At 38.2% G+C, this 18,142-nt stretch carries 17 protein-coding genes, 1 pseudogene and 1 other annotated feature; of the genes and pseudogenes, 16 read left to right on the forward strand and 2 right to left on the reverse strand.

What is annotated here, in order from left to right; all coding sequences use genetic code 11:
* Nucleotides 1-15: 15 nt before the first annotated feature.
* A complete protein-coding gene (locus HMPREF9243_RS05075; RefSeq protein ID WP_013669485.1) occupies nucleotides 16-837 on the reverse strand; it encodes an HAD family hydrolase in 822 nt (273 codons plus the stop codon).
* Between the two features lie 177 nt (nucleotides 838-1,014).
* On the opposite strand from HMPREF9243_RS05075, the gene HMPREF9243_RS05080 reads away from it, so the two are divergent.
* The 13 genes and pseudogenes from HMPREF9243_RS05080 (at nucleotide 1,015) to HMPREF9243_RS05140 (ending at nucleotide 13,810) form a co-directional block, all read left to right on the forward strand.
* A complete protein-coding gene (locus HMPREF9243_RS05080; RefSeq protein ID WP_013668692.1) occupies nucleotides 1,015-2,223 on the forward strand; it encodes an ATP-binding protein in 1,209 nt (402 codons plus the stop codon).
* Nucleotides 2,224-2,263: 40 nt separating this feature from the next.
* Complete coding sequence (locus tag HMPREF9243_RS05085) at nucleotides 2,264-3,817, forward strand: VWA-like domain-containing protein (protein WP_013670115.1); 1,554 nt, start codon at nucleotides 2,264-2,266, stop codon at nucleotides 3,815-3,817.
* A gap of 193 nt (nucleotides 3,818-4,010) precedes the next feature.
* Nucleotides 4,011-4,316, forward strand: a complete 306-nt coding sequence (locus HMPREF9243_RS05090; protein WP_013668506.1) for a hypothetical protein — start codon at nucleotides 4,011-4,013, stop codon at nucleotides 4,314-4,316.
* A 75-nt stretch (nucleotides 4,317-4,391) separates the two neighbouring features.
* The gene (locus HMPREF9243_RS05095; protein ID WP_013669735.1) at nucleotides 4,392-4,862 is read left to right on the forward strand and encodes a superoxide dismutase family protein; all 471 of its coding nucleotides are present in this window, start codon (nucleotides 4,392-4,394) and stop codon (nucleotides 4,860-4,862) included.
* Between the two features lie 194 nt (nucleotides 4,863-5,056).
* Complete coding sequence (locus HMPREF9243_RS05100) at nucleotides 5,057-6,217, forward strand: ArgE/DapE family deacylase (protein WP_013669023.1); 1,161 nt, start codon at nucleotides 5,057-5,059, stop codon at nucleotides 6,215-6,217.
* A 34-nt stretch (nucleotides 6,218-6,251) separates the two neighbouring features.
* The gene (locus tag HMPREF9243_RS05105) at nucleotides 6,252-6,986 is read left to right on the forward strand and encodes a DUF5058 family protein (protein WP_013668938.1); all 735 of its coding nucleotides are present in this window, start codon (nucleotides 6,252-6,254) and stop codon (nucleotides 6,984-6,986) included.
* Nucleotides 6,987-6,998: 12 nt separating this feature from the next.
* A complete protein-coding gene (locus HMPREF9243_RS05110; RefSeq protein WP_013669904.1) occupies nucleotides 6,999-7,685 on the forward strand; it encodes a hypothetical protein in 687 nt (228 codons plus the stop codon).
* Nucleotides 7,686-7,923: 238 nt separating this feature from the next.
* Nucleotides 7,924-8,154: a binding site (T-box leader), on the forward strand.
* Nucleotides 8,155-8,220: 66 nt separating this feature from the next.
* A pseudogene (locus HMPREF9243_RS05115) lies at nucleotides 8,221-9,356 on the forward strand (5-methyltetrahydropteroyltriglutamate--homocysteine S-methyltransferase).
* A 237-nt stretch (nucleotides 9,357-9,593) separates the two neighbouring features.
* The gene (locus HMPREF9243_RS05120) at nucleotides 9,594-10,769 is read left to right on the forward strand and encodes an ABC transporter ATP-binding protein (protein ID WP_013669957.1); all 1,176 of its coding nucleotides are present in this window, start codon (nucleotides 9,594-9,596) and stop codon (nucleotides 10,767-10,769) included.
* A gap of 2 nt (nucleotides 10,770-10,771) precedes the next feature.
* Nucleotides 10,772-11,413, forward strand: a complete 642-nt coding sequence (locus tag HMPREF9243_RS05125; protein WP_013669370.1) for an ABC transporter permease — start codon at nucleotides 10,772-10,774, stop codon at nucleotides 11,411-11,413.
* Nucleotides 11,414-11,415: 2 nt separating this feature from the next.
* Complete coding sequence (locus HMPREF9243_RS05130; RefSeq protein WP_013668573.1) at nucleotides 11,416-12,372, forward strand: osmoprotectant ABC transporter substrate-binding protein; 957 nt, start codon at nucleotides 11,416-11,418, stop codon at nucleotides 12,370-12,372.
* Nucleotides 12,373-12,375: 3 nt separating this feature from the next.
* A complete protein-coding gene (locus HMPREF9243_RS05135; protein WP_013669043.1) occupies nucleotides 12,376-13,047 on the forward strand; it encodes an ABC transporter permease in 672 nt (223 codons plus the stop codon).
* Between the two features lie 16 nt (nucleotides 13,048-13,063).
* Entirely contained in the window at nucleotides 13,064-13,810 is a 747-nt protein-coding gene (locus tag HMPREF9243_RS05140; protein ID WP_013670073.1) for an alpha/beta hydrolase, read from the forward strand.
* Between the two features lie 60 nt (nucleotides 13,811-13,870).
* On the opposite strand, the gene HMPREF9243_RS05145 is transcribed toward HMPREF9243_RS05140, so the two are convergent.
* Nucleotides 13,871-14,410: a DUF924 family protein gene (locus tag HMPREF9243_RS05145; protein ID WP_013669908.1), complete on the reverse strand. Its 540-nt coding sequence runs from the start codon at nucleotides 14,408-14,410 to the stop codon at nucleotides 13,871-13,873.
* Between the two features lie 328 nt (nucleotides 14,411-14,738).
* On the opposite strand from HMPREF9243_RS05145, the gene HMPREF9243_RS05150 reads away from it, so the two are divergent.
* The 3 genes from HMPREF9243_RS05150 to HMPREF9243_RS05160 all read left to right on the forward strand — a co-directional run bounded on the left by HMPREF9243_RS05150 (nucleotide 14,739) and on the right by HMPREF9243_RS05160 (nucleotide 18,011).
* Nucleotides 14,739-15,605 (forward strand): LD-carboxypeptidase, encoded by an 867-nt coding sequence (locus HMPREF9243_RS05150; protein ID WP_013669215.1) that lies wholly within the window; start codon nucleotides 14,739-14,741, stop codon nucleotides 15,603-15,605.
* A 269-nt stretch (nucleotides 15,606-15,874) separates the two neighbouring features.
* On the forward strand, nucleotides 15,875-17,464 hold the full coding sequence (locus HMPREF9243_RS05155; protein ID WP_013669720.1) for an ABC transporter ATP-binding protein: 1,590 nt from the start codon (nucleotides 15,875-15,877) through the stop codon (nucleotides 17,462-17,464).
* A gap of 130 nt (nucleotides 17,465-17,594) precedes the next feature.
* Complete coding sequence (locus HMPREF9243_RS05160) at nucleotides 17,595-18,011, forward strand: hypothetical protein (protein WP_013668756.1); 417 nt, start codon at nucleotides 17,595-17,597, stop codon at nucleotides 18,009-18,011.
* Nucleotides 18,012-18,142 lie beyond the last annotated feature (131 nt).

An 18,142-nucleotide genomic window follows, 5' to 3' on the forward strand; every position in this document is an offset into this window, starting at 1 on the left:
TGATATTTAAGCGTGCTACTTGCTTTCATTTTTAGAAGCTAGTACCTTTTTATAGACCTCAAGAACGCCTTGATCATTGTTGCTTTGGCTGGTTGTATAGTTGGCGTAAGATTTGACCTGGTCAGTTGCGTTCTTCATGGCAAAGGAATGAGGGGTTAAGGAGAGCATTTCGGTATCGTTCCCACTATCACCAATAACGACTAATTCACGCGGAGAATAATTAAGTTTTTCCAGTAATTTATCTAAACCGTGACCCTTTGATTGGCCTTCCATAGTGATATCAATCCACTTTGCGCCACTAGGCATCACGGTGTAAGGGCCGGAAATTTGCTCTTGATACTCTTGGAGGTAGTCTTTATTGTCATAGTCAGGGAAGTAAGCAGTTACTTTATTCACTTCAGCTTCTACTTGACTTAAATCCTCAACAAATTCAATCTTTACATAATCGCTAAAATCATCGTAGTAAGGTTTTGCTTGGTAATCAAAATAAGCCTTATCATTAGCTATTAGAGCGGGAATTCCTTTGGAAGCCTCTTTAATTAAACGAACTAAGTTCCTATAACCAACCTTGGGAATGGTTGAATTATAAACGGTCTCTTCCTGATAGCTGACAAAGGTCCCGCCAGAGCAGACTAAGGCCATTTCTTTTATCCGGTCTTTAAAGACTGCTTCTAGAGCATAATAGGGTTTACCCGAAGCAATCCCGAAAATAACCCCTTGGGCCTGCAAGTCACCCATATAGGAACCAAGTTGCTTAGGTAATTCACCTTGGTCATTTAAGAGGGTCCCATCCATATCACTAGCAACTAATTTGATATCTTTAAAGCTTTCAGTCATAATTTTTCCTTTCTTTTGCTTTCACTTAGATTCTTATTTATCTTAACTTTAGCACACAATGCCTTTAAAAAATATGTTTAGTCTCTTTAAGTTAACTTCGCTAAACACATCAATAGGAATAAGCTGGGCTTTTAGCTATAATATCCCTTAGAGATTAAAGAAGAAAGAGGTTTTGAAATGGCCGATCGTACACCAGGACTAACTTATCAAGCCGTTTATAAAGGAATGAAATTACTATTAAAAGCTGAATCAGATATTGTAGTAGATATTGTTGGACACGGCGGGATCGGTAAGACGCAACTGGTACAAAATTTAGCCCGAGACTTGGGCTATGGGTTTTATGAAATGACCTGTTCCTTACTACAACCAGGGGACTTAACCATGCCCATCCCCAAAGAGGACCGCATTGAATATTATCTCAACCCCCAAATTCAAGGGGCAGTGGATGAAGCCAAGGCAAACCCAGACCATAAGGTGATCTTATTTTTAGATGAATTTAACCGTCCCATTGCCATGGTTCAAAGCGAACTCATGAACTTGGTATTACAACGTCATCTAATGGGAATTCACTTACCCGATAATGTCATTATTATTACCGCAGAGAACCCTTCTAGCGATACAGAAGGTTTTGAGGGCAACGCTTATGCAACGAGTGCACGTGATTTAGCTATTAATGACCGTACCATGCGCATTCGGATGGGCGCTAATTTAGACCATTGGATTAAGAGCTTTGCTGACCAGGAGAATGAGTCGGGTCAGACTAACATCCATCCGCTAGTCAGGGACTATCTTCAAGCAGAAGGGCGTCAATATTTCATTGTTATTGATGAAACCCGGGATAAGAACCCAACTCCCCGTGCTTATGAGCGTTTATCCCACTTGCTTTATGATTATGAAGCCATGGGGATTGATCCGACACAAATTAAAGATGATGACTTACTCGCCTTCTTAGTTGAAGGGATCGACGGCTGTATTGGTGAAGAGGCCGGACAGGTCTTCTTGTCTTATCTAGAAAATCACCAAGGGGACTATATTAGTCCTAAAGAAATTATTGATTTAGATAGTGCAGACTTACCTGATTCAATCAAAGAACGTTTTTTAAAAATGCCTGCGATTAGGAAGAAAAGAATTATTCAAGACTTAACGCAATCGCTATTGGATCATAAGGAGCTCATCAAGGAGCAGGATCTGCTTAGCCGCTATGTTGATCTATTTTTACTCGCTGACCCTGACTTAATCTATTCCTTAGTCACTCGCCTAATGCAAGCTGAAGCAGGGAGTGCTTTAGAAGAATTAAGAGCAAGACTAAGTGAAGATGAACGCTTTATCGATAAAGCTTATGCCATCACCATGGCCAGTGGATCAGATTTAGAAGATAAGGACTAATATTTCCGGGACTAGAAAAGGAATAAAAGAGGTGAGAGCGATGAATCGAATGCAGAGCCAACCTATTCAGGAAGAAAAGGTAGATAAAAGCCATAAGACGGATCTTTTTTATGATGATATCAATCAGCTCTTTCGTGAACTAAATTATGCCTTCATCATCTATATGAATTTCGGATGGTCGGAGGACTATGATAAATTTTCTCAACTAATGGATGAATTCATTGGTCTTTTATGTGCTAAACTCATGGCAAATCGTTCTTATCATGGCGCTGGAGATGTTCTTTTTGCTGGAGTTTTATACCAGATGGACCGCAGGATGTCTGAAGACTTGGCTAAACCGCTTAACGTTAGCGTTGAGGGAACTAGCTTAACCCTGTCAGTCAATCCGGTCTTGTTTTTCATGTACTATCAGGGTCCAAAGCAAATGTTAGCTGGCATCCGTCAAATTTGTTACCATATTATTTTTAATCACTTGACTGACTATGACTGGGCCTTCCTCAATGAAGAAGATGGCAAAATGATGAGTGTAGCCATGGATACTGAAGTTAATCAATATATCGATGACCTTCCAGACCATGCAGCCAGCCTTGATAGTATGAAGCAATTGCTGTCTAAAAATTCTCTTAACGAGAAACAGGGTTCTTTATATTACTATCAAGAGCTGAAAGCTGCTCGCGATGACCCCAAACACCATAGCCATGACCGGGTATGGTCAACCTTTGAGAAGATGAAGGGCAGTGGAGATATGAATGATACCTATAGTCAACTCAGCAAAAATTTTGACCCTGAAAAGGCTCGGGAATTGCGAATAGAATCGGCAGAACAATTAAATGATGAAATGAAGAAAAATCATTCCATGCAGCCTGTAATTCCTCAAAGTAAGAATAATGACTTACACCGAAAAATCATTAACGGCATTGTACGTAAGGCTTATGAAAATATGGATGAAGAAATGCGCCAACATCTCAGTGGTAATATTAAAGAAAAAGTTCAAGTTCTCTTTAAGCAACGTTCTCTGAATTGGAAGGACATTATCATGCGCGGTTTGGGTCAAGCACCAATTCCTTATCGCTATTCCAAAAACCGGGTCAATCGCCGCCAACCTTATCGGATCGACCTACCGGGAAGGACTTTAGATACTGCTGCCCAATTAGTGGCCTTCATTGATACCAGTGCTTCGCAAAATGCTGAGGCCTTAGCATACAGCTTAGCAGAGCTTGCTAATATTAATAAAACTTTAGGGACTGATATTTGGGTGGTCCAAGTAGATACCCAGGTGGTCGGTGTTAATAAACTGGATCAAAGTAATGTCGACCAGTTCCAATTTGAGGGTCGGGGAGGAACCAGTTTTGCACCAGCCTTTGAATGGTTACATGAAAATGGGTTTAATGATAGAAATTCAGTATCTGTCTATTTTACTGATGGTTACGGCGATGACGGTTTTGAGCGTTACGGTTATCAGAACATGTACTGGGTGCTGACAACAGCAGATCCTAAGGACCCTTCACCATTATCTACCGATAGCGGAGGAAAATTATTATACTTACGCCAAGATGAAAAATATAATCACCGGATAATTAAGCAAGGGCATTAACGTTAGGTATATAGGCATAAAGGAGAGAAGAAACTTTGACATTAGGGTCAAGTAAAAAAAGAAAGTAATCTTAAAAACTCAATTCGGTCAATATCTGGAACTTGTAAAAACTATTACTTATGATGAGCTAGCGCAGGCAGGGATTAGTATTGCTTTCAATTTTAAAGGGATTAACGATGAAATTGCCTTCTATATGGTCATTCATGGCTATTTAGCTGCATTTGATAGTGACCGGCAAAAGGAAACCTTGATACGGCAAGCCAATAATTATCGCCTTAATAATGATGTTGCTGTAGAAGATCTGGACCAATTCCTCGAAGTGGTGTGGGATGATTACCAAGTTCGTATGGAAGCAAGCAGGGACAGTGCGAATAAGCCAGATAACAATATTATTGCCCGGCACGGTAACAACCAAAAACTTTGGAATCACTTTATGTCAGAAAATATCCCTGAACTGGAAAATAAACGCCAGCGCTATCTTTCCAGTCAGGAGTGGTAATAAAGCATATTATTTGTTCTTTATCAAATAAAAATGATATGATGAGAGTAGTTAAAGAGGAAAGGAGTTTTGCATATGTCAGATGAAAAAGTTGTTGTTAACATGCTTAATCAAAAAGGTGAAGATTCAGGTACCGCTACTTTTGAAGAAGGTGACGGTAAGGTAAAAGTTACTGTAGATTTTCACGGTTTACCAGAAGGTGAATTTGCAATGCACATTCACGAATATGGTGCTGCATCTCCAGAAGAAGAATTTGCTGATGCAAAAAGTCACTTCAACCCAACAGGTGTTGACCATGGTAAAAAATCAGAAAATGGGCCTCACTTAGGTGACTTACCAAACATTGAAGTGCCAGCTAGTGGTGATTTTAAAGGGGTCTACGAAATTGAAGGCCTTTCTCTAAAAGAGGATGCTAAATATTCCCTTCATAATGAAGGTAACGGGACAGCCCTAATTGTTCACACTGGTGCAGATGACTATATTTCCCAACCTACAGGGGATGCTGGTGGTCGTCAATTAGGTGGCGTAATCTTCCCAGCTAAATAAGCGATTAAGTCTCTGTTATAAACACTAAGAGCTCATGGTTAGACCATGGGCTCTTTTTTATTTTTAGCTAGGTTTTATTCATTTTAAACTATTTTTTATGTAAGAATATCTAACCAATTTTTCCTTTTTATGGTATTATTAAAAAATAAACGATTTTTAATAAGAATTTGTAACATAATAAAGGAGGCATTCTTATGCTGTTTACGGATGAGGAAAAATTACAGATTTTACGCGATGTATTAGCAATTGAAAGTGAAAATGATCGAGAGGCAGAGGTCGCTGAATATTTTAGCCGCTTACTGGCTAAGTATGGTATTGAGAGCGAAATTATTGAATACCAAGCTGGGCGCTCTTCGCTTATTGCCAATATCCATGGTAGTGAAGGTGGAGAAGGAAAGGTCTTAGTCTATTCAGGGCATTTCGATGTCGTATCTGCAGGCGACCCTAGTGATTGGACCTATCCACCTTTTGCTGGAGAGATTCATGATGGAAAAATCTATGGCAGGGGGACTTCAGATATGAAGTCTGGTTTGGTTGACTTGGTTTTGGCTGCCATTGAATTAAAGGAAGCCGGCGCCAATTTTAAAGGTTGTCTACGCTTAGCCCTGACGGTTGGTGAAGAGATTGGCATGTATGGGTCCAAACAATTAGTCGAAGCAGGTTATTTAGATGATGCCGATGGCTTTTTAATTGCAGAACCATCAGGGAGTGAGTCAGTGATATATGCCCATAAAGGATCTATCCAATATGAAATTATTGCCCGTGGGAAAACTGTTCACTCTTCCATGCCAGAAGTGGGTATTGATGCCTTGCAGTTAATGGTTGATTATATCAACTTAAGTAATCAACGTTTTGATGAAAGCTTTAATACTGAATCCGCTTATAATGCTGACCTAGGGAAGACCCTAAATGTCAATACAGTGATCGAGGGGGGGACTCAGATCAATAGTGTGGCTGGTTTAGTAAAAATGAAAGCCAATACCCGGACAGTTCCTGAAGCGGACAATGATTTAGTTTTATCGATAATTAATGACTGTATCGAAGAGTTAAATGCTAAGAGTGAGGGGTATTTAGAATTAAATCTTCTTCAAAACAATCCACCAGCAACCTCAACAGAAGATAATGATTTAATTAAAGCCATCCAATCCAGTGTCAGTCATGAATTAGAGCTGACCGTTACCGGTGGAGCAACAGATGCTTCTAATTTCGGTCAAATTGGTGAAGACTATGATTTAGCGGTTTATGGGCCAGGAGAACCCTCAGTCGCTCACCAAGAAAATGAATATGTCTCCTTAGATAAATTTTTAGCTTTCGTCGATATCTATAAAGAAACAGCCCTAAACTACCTTAAATAAATACCTACCCTAGCGAAATGAAAGAGGACTGCCTATGAACGAAGAAGTTCACTACTTAGAAATTGCTAACAGCTCGATCGTTTTCATCTTGTGTGCCATTGTCATTTTAATTGTGAGCGTTCAAGCGATCTTGTTTATCAAGAATGCCTATAACCGAGGTCTGGAATTGGGAATGACCAAAAAAACTTTAAAAAGAGCAATGACCAATAGTGCCATGCTGTCTGTAGTTCCTTCCCTGCCTATTATCGTGATGATGCTAGCCTTATCTGTACCTTTAGGAAAATACTTCCCTTGGCTTCGCCTATCGATTGTTGGTTCAGCTGGCTATGAGGGAATGGCGGCTAATATTGCTGCCCAAAGTCAAGGACTTACCGATATTTCAGATCCTAACCTGACAGCAGAAGTCTTCATTATTATTATGTTTGTGATGACTATTGGGATCATATGGGGGATACTATTTAACATCCTCTTTATGGGTAAGCTAGACCAAGTCTCCCAAAAAGCTAAGGAAGAAAGCCATAATACGAACATAGTCGCTTTAGTATCAGGCGCTTTATTTACGGCAATGTTGATTACCTTATCGACACCTTATGTATTTAATACGAAAAATATCTCATCCCTAGTTGCTTTCTTGGCCGCCGGACTGACGACTTTAATCATCGATTTCTTAGCTAAGCGTTTTGGCTGGACTAGCCTAAAAGATTATTCCCTCCCCGTTGCTTTAATAGTAGGGATGGGGGCCGTCATCCTGCAAGCACAAATATTTTAAGGAGTTTAGCCTATGAATGATAAAAAAATACGCACTTCAAAAGAATTTTCTCAAGAAATCAATCGACTAGGCAAGATCACCAGTATAATTGCCTTGATTGCCATGTTTATGGTACCGATAGGAACGGCTTATTGGTATGGAGTCGGTTTATCCTTTACTAAGGCTTTAGCGGCTGGGAGTAGTCTAATCGCTATTTTTCTACCCATGGCTGTGGTAGAGAACTTGTCCTTTTATCCCATTTTTGGTTCTGGAGCCATGTATTTGAGTTCAATTACCGGAAATATTACTAACATGAAGATGCCAGTGACAGTAGCCGGGCAAAAAATTGCTGGGGTCAGTCCAGGAAGCGAGAAGGGGGATGTGATTGCCATCATTTGTGTAGGGATCTCTTCACTGGTGACTATTGTGGTTTTAGCTGCTGGGGTATTTTTAATTGGATCCTGGCTAGTGCCTATCTTAAACCATCCTGTCCTTAAACCAGGTTTTGACCATATTACGCCAGCTCTTTTTGGTGCCATAACAGTCCCTCAGTTACTGAATAATAAAAAGATAGCCATTGCCCCTTTAATTTTTACGGCAGCTCTATTCTTATTTTTAGGTCCTGCAGCCTATAGTCAATATCAATCTTATATCTTAATTTCTGCCATGGTAATTTCATTTGCGGTTGCTTACTTTTTAGATAAGAATAAGCAATCATAAGCTGATGTGTTTTTATAATCCTCTTGGTTTTGAGAGCAAGCATTACCAATAGATATCAAAAATATATCTGATAAGATAGGGTGTAACGATCACTAACCAAATTTTAGTCAATGATCTGTTGATTTATCAAGCTTTTAACTAATCAATAGTGATCGATCTTCCGGTCCATCCTTCTAGAATGATGATAAAGTGATTTGCCTTTAGGACAAAGACTTGCTATGCTAGAAAACAAATAAATAAATTAACTGTGATGAGAAGAGTAGCTTATTCAAAGCGTTTACAGAAAATTAGTAGGGATGAGAGCTAATAACGATTGAATCAGTGAAGATGAACTCGGAGGTTTTAGAAGGTGTTGGCTTTCTAAACGGTAGCAACCGTTACTTTGCAGCAATTGATAAAGATTGTATAAGTGACTCCTCTAGCAATAGAGGAGTAATCAGGGTGGTACCACGGTTATCCCGTCCCTAGGAAAGGTTATTGTTCCAGGGATGGGATTTTTTTATGACATCAATTAAAAATAAAAGGAGTGCTAATTATGCCAAAATTTACTCAGTTAAAACAATCACCATTTCGTTATGACCATGTGGGGTCTTTTCTACGTCCCCAAGAGCTCATTGATGCAAGAGCGAAATTTGAAAACGGAGAAATTGAATATTCAGAACTTAAAACTATAGAAGACCAAGCGATTATTGACCTGATCAAAAAAGAAGAAGCCGTTGGTTTAAAGACCATCACGGATGGTGAATTTCGCCGTAAAAGTTGGCATTTTGACTTCTTCTGGGGACTCAATGGCGTTGACCGTGTTGAAGTAGAAGCGGGAACTCAATTCTCCGGAGAACAAGTCTTTGCCGTGACCAGCCGAATTGTTGATAAAATAACTGGTGATAAGCATCCCTTTGTGGATCATTTCAAATTTACCCAATCGCATGCTTCTGATCATGTTGACGTTAAGCAAACCATTCCAGCGCCAGCTCAATTCTTGCAAGAGGTTTTACGTGACTTTAATAAGGAATATACTCAGGGGATATATAGCCAATTAGACGACTTATTAGCTGATATCACCCAAGCCTATAGCCAAGTCATTGAAGACCTCTATCAAGCAGGCTGTCGGACCGTTCAATTTGACGATTGTACTTGGGGACGTTTAGCTGGGGGTAAAGATTACGATGGTAGTGAATATAGCCAAAGGAAAATCGAAGAATTAAAAGCCCTTTATGCCCGCGTCAATAATGCAGTTATCGCAAATAAACCTTCTGATTTAAGGATAAATACCCATGTCTGCAGGGGAAATTTCCGCTCAACTTGGTTTGCTTCAGGAGGCTATGACACCGTACAAAGTCCATTATTTGACCAAGAAAATGTCCATGCCTACTTCCTAGAGTATGACTCTGAGCGGGCGGGAACTTTTGAACCTCTAAAGACTGTATCTGATGACAAGCATGTCGTCTTAGGCTTAGTCACAACAAAGTCAGCTGAATTAGAAAGCCAAGACGACCTAATCGCCCGGATTAAAGAAGCCAGTCAATATGTTCCCTTAGATCGTTTAAGTATTAGCCCTCAATGTGGCTTTTCTTCCAATAAAATTGGCAATAAGATTAGTGAAGAAGACCAATGGAAAAAATAAAATTATTAATCGAAGTTGCAAAAGAAGTATGGGGCGAAGATGCCTAAGTAGCCGCTCACAAAAATATACTAAATCTTAGCAATTACAACAACGCTTAAGAAGCTGAAGTTGATTGAAAAGTTGAAAGGGTAATTGATTTACCACAGAAGAACTTTTTAGTCAATTTCAGCTTTTTGGATTATAAAAGTATTTATCTGATAGAATTGTATTCTTTTTATTTTATTGATATATTAAAACTATGAAAAATATTCACAGGAATAATAATTCAAAAAGAAGGAGATTCTATGATTGAATTTGATCAGGTTGAGAAAATTTATCCTGGCAATGTCCAGGCCTTGAAGAAATCGTCCCTAACGATTAATGATGGTGAGTTTGTTTGTTTTATCGGACGATCGGGTAGTGGGAAAACTACTGCACTCCGTATGATAAACCGGATGCATGACCCCAGTTCTGGCGCTATTTTAATCAACGGCAAAAAAACAACCGACTTAAATCCTGTTGACCTCAGACGAAAAATTGGCTATGTTATCCAACAAATCGGACTCATGCCTCATATGACCATTTATGATAATATCGTTACAGTTCCCCGCTTGCTAAAAGTAGACGAAGAAGAATGTAAGCGTATCGCCCACCGCTTATTAAAGCGGGTGGAATTACCAGAAGATTTCCTTGACCGCTATCCTTCCGAACTATCAGGAGGACAGCAACAGCGGGTTGGGGTTATCCGTGCCCTAGCCGCTAATCCAGAAATTGTTTTAATGGATGAACCCTTTGGAGCCTTAGACCCCATTACCAGGGATTCTTTGCAAGAACTGGTTAAGGATTTGCAAAGAGAATATGGGTCAACCTTTGTTTTTGTGACTCATGATATGGATGAGGCATTGGCTTTGGCTGACCGAATTGCTATTTGGCGGGACGGCGATTTGGTTCAATATGATACTCCAGATAATATTATTCAAAATCCAGCAGATGACTATGTCCGCGATTTCTTGGGTGAAGACCGTCTCATGCAGGCTCGGGCCAATATCATCACGGTTAAAGAAATTATGAACACAAACCCCTTAACGATTAGTTTGCGCAAATCGATTAGCGATGCTATTCGGGTTATGCGCAATAACCATGTGGACTCGCTATTTGTGATTGATGATTATCGCCATCTAATGGGACGGATTAGCCTGGAAACTATTACTCATGAACAAACCCGTGATGCTTCTGTCAGTGCGGTAATGGACCAAAGGACTTATCCAGTCCAAGAGGATGACTTGGTACAAGATACCATGCAACGGATCCTAAAAGGGGCTTTGCCTAATATTCCAGTTGTCAATAGTGACCGGCAATTAACCGGTATTGTCACCCGCAGTGCTTTAGTTAACTTTGTTTATGATAGTGTCTGGGGCGATGATAGTGAAGAAGATAATTCAGAAGAAACAGTCACCAGTCAAGAAGAGGGGACTGAATAAGCATGATTGAATTTTTACAACAAGAAGGCGATGAAATTTTAAGGCTATTAGGTCAGCATATTAGTATTTCTCTTATTTCCTTAGCACTAGGCATCATTGTTGCTATTCCCTTGGGGGTCTTTCTATCCCAACATCAAAAATATGCCGGTGGTTTCATTAGCTTAGTCAGTATTTTACAAACCATTCCCACTATGGCACTTTTAGCCTTAATGATCCCTTTTTTTGGTGTGGGAAGGACGCCATCGATTATTGCCTTATTTCTCTATTCCTTACTACCCATCCTTAGAAATACTTATTTAGGAATGACTTCAGTAAGTGCTGATCTCTTAGATGCGGGGAAGGGAATGGGCTTGACTTCCTGGCAATTAATTTGGAAGGTTCAGTTGCCGTTAGCTACGCCTGTCATTATGGCTGGAGTGCGCTTATCAGCTGTCTATGTGATTGCCTGGACCACTTTAGCTGCTTATATCGGCGGTGGGGGCTTAGGAGAAATGATCTTTAATGGTCTCAACCTCTTTAGAGCAGATCTAATCTTTGGCGGAACTATCCCAGTAACCATACTCGCCTTAGTGGTTGACTTTATCATGGGGAAAGTTGAACAATGGTCCTCACCTCAAATGTCATCAAAAGAGGAGGCGGCTTAAGCATGAAACGTATTATTAAAAGTATTCTCGCTCTGATCAGTGTCGTCTTATTGACTAGTTGTTCCTTACCTGGTTTATCTAATGCTGCTGATTCGGATACCATTACCATTGCTAGTTTAGGAAGTACGGAAGCCGAAATTATGGGCTTCATTGTCGAAGGCATGGTGGAACACTATATACCGATTGATGCTAATCGAATTACAAACCTAGGTTCCTCATCAATGAACCATGCCGCCCTCCAAACCGGAGATGCTAACGTGGCCTCAGTCCGTTATACAGGGACCAGCTTAACTGGTGAATTAGGCCAAGAACCGATCACCGATCCCCAACTCGCACTTGAGAAAGTCGTTAAAGGTTTTGAAAAAGAGTTTGACCAAACCTGGTATCCTACTTATGGCTTTGCCAACACCTATGCCTTTATGGTAAGGCGAGAAGATGCGGAGGAACTAGGCCTTGAAAAGGTCAGCGATTTAGAACAATATGCTGATACCTTTAAGGTGGGAGTCGATAACTCCTGGCTCGAACGCGAAGGGGACGGCTATGATGGCTTTGTCCAAACTTACGGTTTTGACTTTGATAATCTTTACCCAATGGCGATCGGTTTGGTTTATACAGCTATAGCAAATGGAGAAATTGATGTTGCCTTAGGCTATTCAACCGACGGAAGAATTATCTCTGAAGATCTCAAGGTCTTAGAAGATGACAGACACTTATTCCCTCCTTATGACGCTAGTCCTGTCGCTACAAATGAGATCCGTGCTAGGTATCCTGATCTTGATAAGGTCATGGCCAAACTTGCAGGAGCGATCAGTAATGAAGAAATGCAACGGCTAAACTTTACCGCTGATAATTACTTATTAGAACCAAGTACAGTCGCTAAGGAATGGCTACTACGTCATAATTATTTTGAAGACAAAGAACCTTACTTGGAACCAGTCAGAAAAAAGGAGGTTGAATAGGACATGGCTGACATTACGGATTTAAGTGTATGGCAACAATTACTCTATTATTATTCAGAAAATAGTTCCTATGTCATTAGTCAATTCTTTCAACAAATGCTAATGGCCTTATACGGCACTATATTTGCCTGTTTATTGGCTATCCCCCTAGGCTTTTATATTGCTAGACGGGAAAAACTGGCCAATGTTGTGATTAGTATCGCTAATATTATTCAAACTGTTCCAGCCTTGGCCTTACTATCTGTATTGATGCTTTACTTAGGGCTAGGGTCAAATCTGGTAGTTTTAACCGTTTTCCTCTATTCTTTATTGCCGATTTTGCGGAACACCTATACTGGAGTTAGAAATATCGATGCCGGCATCATTGATGTTGGTAAGGGCATGGGAATGACTAAGATGCAAGTGATTCTGAAAGTTGAATTTCCCTTAGCCTTCCCGGTCATTTTAGGGGGGATTCGCAATGCCTTCATTACTGCCATTGGGATAGCTACCATTGGTACCTTTGTTGGAGCAGGGGGCTTAGGCTCAATTTTAACCCGGGGTGTTAATGCTTCGGAAGGGACTAGTATTATATTAGCTGGAGTAATCCCGATAGCCTTAATGTCTATTGTGGCTGATTACCTGATGGAATTGCTTGAAAGACGACTCAGTCCTAATGCAAGTAAGAATAAATAAGTGAAAGGAGAATTGCATGACGGCTACAAATTTTACTGTCCGTTATAATGTCTTTTCTGATATTCCTGTATTAGAGGTATTTATGGAAGGGCAGGGTAATAAATTAAAGGACTTTATTATTGGCTATCACGGCTGGACTAATGTCAAAGAATCAATTCTAACCCAAGCTATCGCTTTTGCTAAGGCAGGCTTTCATGTGGTTATTCCTGATGCCTATCTCCATGGACAACGGCGCCCCAATAATTACCAATACCAAATGGAAAAAGACCTAGCCTCCGTTCTAAAGCATAATGTAGAAGAATTTCCACGCTTAGTTCAGGCCATAACAGAAGCTTATAGTGTTAAGCACTTGGCTATTTTTGGAACTTCAATGGGAGGTTTGACGACTGGCTTAATCATTGCTAAATATGGCCAAAAATTAAATGGGGCCGTCCAATATATTGCTGCCATTGATGCGGTTGAACAATTAGGGCAATTATATAACCAAAACCAAACCAGCCAAAGTGTAAATGAAGACTTAGCCTTTATCCGTAGCTGGAACTTAGCCGATCATCTCGATCAGCTAGAAGGTCTTCCTTTCTTTGTTTACAATGGTGGCAGGGATAACTGGATAAATACAGATATTAATCGTCAGCTTATCCCAAAAATACAGTCGGATAATGAAAAAGTTAATATCGCTTATCAGATTTATGAGGAAGAAGACCACTGGGTTCCTTATGATATTATTGAAAAATCAGTCGACTTTATCCAAAAAAATATATAATTACAAATATAGAGCAGAAAAAAGGACTTCATTTCAATCAAGTGAAGTCCTTCTTTCGCTCTAAAAGCCTTCATTATGTTTTAAGTATTCCTCTTCCTCAGGAGTGTTTTCACGACCTAAGTAGTCATTGCGGTAGGGATAACGACCATATTCTTTAATGATATCATAGTGCATTTTTTCGTATTTTAAGCGATGGCTCAGACCGGGCTCAGAAGCAAAGAGTTCAAGCGCTTGTTCATGAATTTTAAGTGATTCCGAATGCATAAAGGGCATATAGAAGAAACCACGTTCTTCAACTGTTAGACCACTTAAATCGGCATGCCTTATTCCTTCTTGAGCTAAAGCAAGGGCCATATTGTCGTAAGCGTAGGCTTGGCCACTCTGCCGGTAAATATTACGGGAGAACTGGTCTAAGACAATAATTTCAGCCAGCCTACCTTTAACGTCTTGACGCCAATCTGCGTGTTCACCAGCAGCAACTTGTCCATGTAGCTTAGAAAAATTATCTATAATTAACTGATCAACTTGGTCGCCACCGTTAAACCATTGTTTGGAGTCGAGTTCTTTAAACCAAAAATCGAGTACATCAGTATAATCCATTCTTTTCACCTCTCAGATAACTAAGCTTTTATTAAACTTACCATAGAAAGCTTATTTTAAGCGAACAAAACGAAAATTATTGGTATGTTAGCGAAAAAATATGATCCTAGGTATAATTAAATTAGCTTTTCATGGCTGTAAATGTTTAATATTATTAGAAGGAATGAAAATGTTGAAAGATTTTTTTGTAGCTCTAATTTTGATACTATGGGGAATGTTAATATCACGAGTGCCAAATAATCGTTTTATGGTCTTATATTTAATCCTGTCAATAATCATTTGTTTAAGCTATGCATATCATCATAAGAATAAGAAATAGGGGAGTATTATGCAAGAAATTGCCTTAGTTGCCTTATCCAATGGACTAAGCCATAGTCAAAAAGATTCACTAGTCGACCTAATCATTCTGTTAGAAAATCTATCTATTAAGGTGCATTATCAAGCAGATGCCTTATTTAGCGACTCTAAGATTGGAGCAGTTAATGCAAAACGACGCGCTGAAATTGTCAACCAATATTTTAAAAATGCAGCAATTGACTATATCTTTGACTTATCTGGCGGAGATATTGCTAATGAAACAATTTGCTATTTAGATTATAAAGCGATTAAAAAATCGTCATGCAAATTATTTGGCTATTCCGATTTAACTACTGTTATTAACGCGATTTATAGTCAAACAGGTAAAAGTTCTGTACTTTTTCAGGTACGTCATTTAGTTGACAAAAGTAGTAATATGCAGTTTGAAGCTTTTACTAGCCTTTTAAAAGATACTGAGGCAAAATTGCTAGTCAATAAATATATCCAGAAAAATTCTGAATTCATTCAAGGAAGGTCTCTAAACAGTCTTGTCTTAGGTGGTAACATACGCTGTTTCTTAAAGTTAGCCGGTACTCCTTATTGGCCAGATTTAAAGGAGAAGATTTTATTTTTAGAAAGTTTTTCTGGCTTGGAAGGTCGAATAAGAACGTATTTTGCGCAATTACAACAATTAGCTGTTTTTGAAGAAATCAGCGGTTTAATATTAGGGTCTTTTACCGAATTTGATAGAAAAATTGGTAGAGATTATCTATTAGATATTGTTAAAGAGTATACTAACCCCGAACTCTCATTAGTATCAACAGAATCTATTGGTCATCAAAAAGATTCCTTACCCCTAATGATCGGTCATGAGCTATCCTTAAAAATTACTGGATAAACCGTCTTTATTTTGTAATGGTAAAAAATAAAAATTAACAGGGACTCTAGCACAGTAGATACATTCTATTGTGCTTTTTTACTTTAATATATGACCTTAAGTAATTATAAAAAGGGCAAGATCTGCCTTTAAAAACGGGCTAAGTTAAGCATTTTTCTAATTTTCCAATCTACCTTTCTTGATAATTAATTTGATTAAAAAGTTATATTTTTATTGACAAGGCGATTTTACAGCGCCAAAATAAATCAATCAAATTAAAGGAGAGCTTAATGAAATCTATTTACAGAATATTAAGAAAAGATATTTTTATCTATGCCTTTCTCACATGTTTATTATCTCTAGCCATGGTCAGTGAAGCCTATTTGATGCAATTTATTATTGATGCTATAAAATTAGGTGAAAGTAGATATATTACCGTATCTCTTTTGACTATTGTTTTTATATTAATTCAAACTTTGATCTATTATTTCCAGCAATCATTAACTGCCATATTAAGTAAAAAGTCAGCCTATGTTTTTCGCAAACATATTTTTGCAAACATTCAAAAAGTACCTCTTGATTTACTAACTGGAGAAAAGAATGATAAACTTTTAGCTTCTCTAACTACACAAATTGATCAAGTCGAAGCCAATTATTTCTACTCGATTTATTGGGGTGGATATCTCATTTGCCAGCTACTAGTAGCGGTTATTGTATCTTTATATTTTAATCCTATCCTGTCTATCTTATCGATTGTTCTAAGCCTTCCTAATCTATTTGTGGCATTTTTATTTAAAAACGCCCTAGAGAAAAAACAAGAGGCGCTTATCGGGGAAACCAATTCAACGGTAGCTAGTATTCAAGATTTGATTGGAGGAGCAACTGACTGGCGCGTAGCAAATAAAGAATTAAGCATTTTCAAATTATTTGAAAGTAGTACCTTAAACCTTTTAAATAAACAAGTCCAAGTTGAAAAATCACAATACACGGTTGTCAGCTTAAATCAATTATTTTCAAATCTTCTCTATTTTGGGACTTGGATCATAGGTGGTCTATTTATTATCCATGGTCAACTCACACTAGGGGGAATGATTGCATTCTCTCAACTATTAGCAAGAATTGCCTTTCCTATATATACTTCTTCTGATTTACTGGCAAAATATATTAGTGGTAAAAAAACTTTAGATGCACTTTCCCAAGAATTTATAGAAATCGATCAAGCAAGTCATACGGTGAAAGACTTTAATGTCATTTCCCTTCATCAATTTTCCTTAAAAAATAGCAAGGGCAGTAAGGCGCTTAATGTTTCCTTTGAGAAAAATAAAAAGTATTTACTAAAAGGGAAGAGCGGTATTGGTAAAACAACAATCCTAAAGGCTATTTTAAGAGAGAAAAATGACTATAAGGGCAGCGTTGAAATAGACGGCCTTGATGTTAGGACTATTAGGGAAAGTAATCTTTTTGAACATATTGGCTATGTCCCACAACAACCCCATGTCTTTAGTGCTAGTTTGAAGGATAATTTAACCTTATTTTCAAATAATTATTCCAATGATGAGTTATTTAAAGTATTAGATTTTGTTGAGTTAAGCCAATGGGCAAACGAAGACAGTTTAGACATGATGATTTCTAGTGGAGAAGTCAGTCTATCCGGCGGTGAGGCTAAAAGAGTCTGTCTCGCCCGAGCTTTATTGATGAAGAAAGATATTCTATTATTAGACGAATTTTCTGCTGGTATTGACTATGAAAGCTTATTAAAGATAGAAAACAAACTAATCAATTCAGATAAAACACTTATTTATGTTAGCCATGTTGATATTGATCGGGCAGGCAAACAATTCGATGAAGTGATTGATTTAAATCATTATTTTGTTAGCTAAGAAATATTTGAATACTTCTTTATAAAATTTTGTATACTCAATTACATTGCTTTTATTGATAAAATAAAACAAGCTAGGGTGGAGGAAGCTATTTTAAAAATATAGTGTAAATAAGGTGGTGACTAGCATAATGAAATATCTTAGTGGTCAGTTTGCTTTAAATATTCCCTGCAAACTAGAGACATATGGTGACTGGCATATTTTGGCCTTAGACTGGTCTAATCCTGACTTTAAAGAATCAAGAAATAGTATTTTTGGAAATTACGGCATTGAAGATAATAAAAAATTACCTTATCATACAGGCACTTATTTTGTAGCAAACCATTTAAGAGCTATATTAGATTTGTTAGATGATGGCTACGTAAAATATTTAGTAGGTATGAAGAATGACTTTATTGGTACAGACCAATATAATGACGAATTTTTTGATCAAGTCTATTTACTGAAGAATAATAAAAATTGGCAAAGTATTTATACATTATTAATAAGAGAATTTGGTCTAGAATGGTATGCTTATGTTTATGTAAAGGAAAGTTTAAATCATTAAGTTGATTTGTACGATATAAAAAGTCTAGGTGTATTTTAGGAATCTAGGCTTTTTATTATTGTTCATTAGCTTCATTGAGAGCGATTCTCCTGCAAATTCAGTATAAAAGCTGCATGTCTATCTATTCTTTA

The organism is Aerococcus sp. Group 1 (assembly GCF_000193205.1).
In the GTDB taxonomy this organism is placed as follows: domain Bacteria; phylum Bacillota; class Bacilli; order Lactobacillales; family Aerococcaceae; genus Aerococcus; species Aerococcus urinae_A.

Excerpts from the sequence above, each read along its gene's own strand:
- HMPREF9243_RS05075 (WP_013669485.1), bottom strand. The coding sequence starts at position 837 with ATGACTGAAAGCTTTAAAGATATCAAATTAGTTGCTAGTGATATGGAT.
- HMPREF9243_RS05080 (WP_013668692.1), top strand. The coding sequence starts at position 1,015 with ATGGCCGATCGTACACCAGGACTAACTTATCAAGCCGTTTATAAAGGA.
- HMPREF9243_RS05085 (WP_013670115.1), top strand. The coding sequence starts at position 2,264 with ATGAATCGAATGCAGAGCCAACCTATTCAGGAAGAAAAGGTAGATAAA.
- HMPREF9243_RS05090 (WP_013668506.1), top strand. The coding sequence starts at position 4,011 with ATGGTCATTCATGGCTATTTAGCTGCATTTGATAGTGACCGGCAAAAG.
- HMPREF9243_RS05095 (WP_013669735.1), top strand. The coding sequence starts at position 4,392 with ATGTCAGATGAAAAAGTTGTTGTTAACATGCTTAATCAAAAAGGTGAA.
- HMPREF9243_RS05100 (WP_013669023.1), top strand. The coding sequence starts at position 5,057 with ATGCTGTTTACGGATGAGGAAAAATTACAGATTTTACGCGATGTATTA.
- HMPREF9243_RS05105 (WP_013668938.1), top strand. The coding sequence starts at position 6,252 with ATGAACGAAGAAGTTCACTACTTAGAAATTGCTAACAGCTCGATCGTT.
- HMPREF9243_RS05110 (WP_013669904.1), top strand. The coding sequence starts at position 6,999 with ATGAATGATAAAAAAATACGCACTTCAAAAGAATTTTCTCAAGAAATC.
- HMPREF9243_RS05120 (WP_013669957.1), top strand. The coding sequence starts at position 9,594 with ATGATTGAATTTGATCAGGTTGAGAAAATTTATCCTGGCAATGTCCAG.
- HMPREF9243_RS05125 (WP_013669370.1), top strand. The coding sequence starts at position 10,772 with ATGATTGAATTTTTACAACAAGAAGGCGATGAAATTTTAAGGCTATTA.
- HMPREF9243_RS05130 (WP_013668573.1), top strand. The coding sequence starts at position 11,416 with ATGAAACGTATTATTAAAAGTATTCTCGCTCTGATCAGTGTCGTCTTA.
- HMPREF9243_RS05135 (WP_013669043.1), top strand. The coding sequence starts at position 12,376 with ATGGCTGACATTACGGATTTAAGTGTATGGCAACAATTACTCTATTAT.
- HMPREF9243_RS05140 (WP_013670073.1), top strand. The coding sequence starts at position 13,064 with ATGACGGCTACAAATTTTACTGTCCGTTATAATGTCTTTTCTGATATT.
- HMPREF9243_RS05145 (WP_013669908.1), bottom strand. The coding sequence starts at position 14,410 with ATGGATTATACTGATGTACTCGATTTTTGGTTTAAAGAACTCGACTCC.
- HMPREF9243_RS05150 (WP_013669215.1), top strand. The coding sequence starts at position 14,739 with ATGCAAGAAATTGCCTTAGTTGCCTTATCCAATGGACTAAGCCATAGT.
- HMPREF9243_RS05155 (WP_013669720.1), top strand. The coding sequence starts at position 15,875 with ATGAAATCTATTTACAGAATATTAAGAAAAGATATTTTTATCTATGCC.
- HMPREF9243_RS05160 (WP_013668756.1), top strand. The coding sequence starts at position 17,595 with ATGAAATATCTTAGTGGTCAGTTTGCTTTAAATATTCCCTGCAAACTA.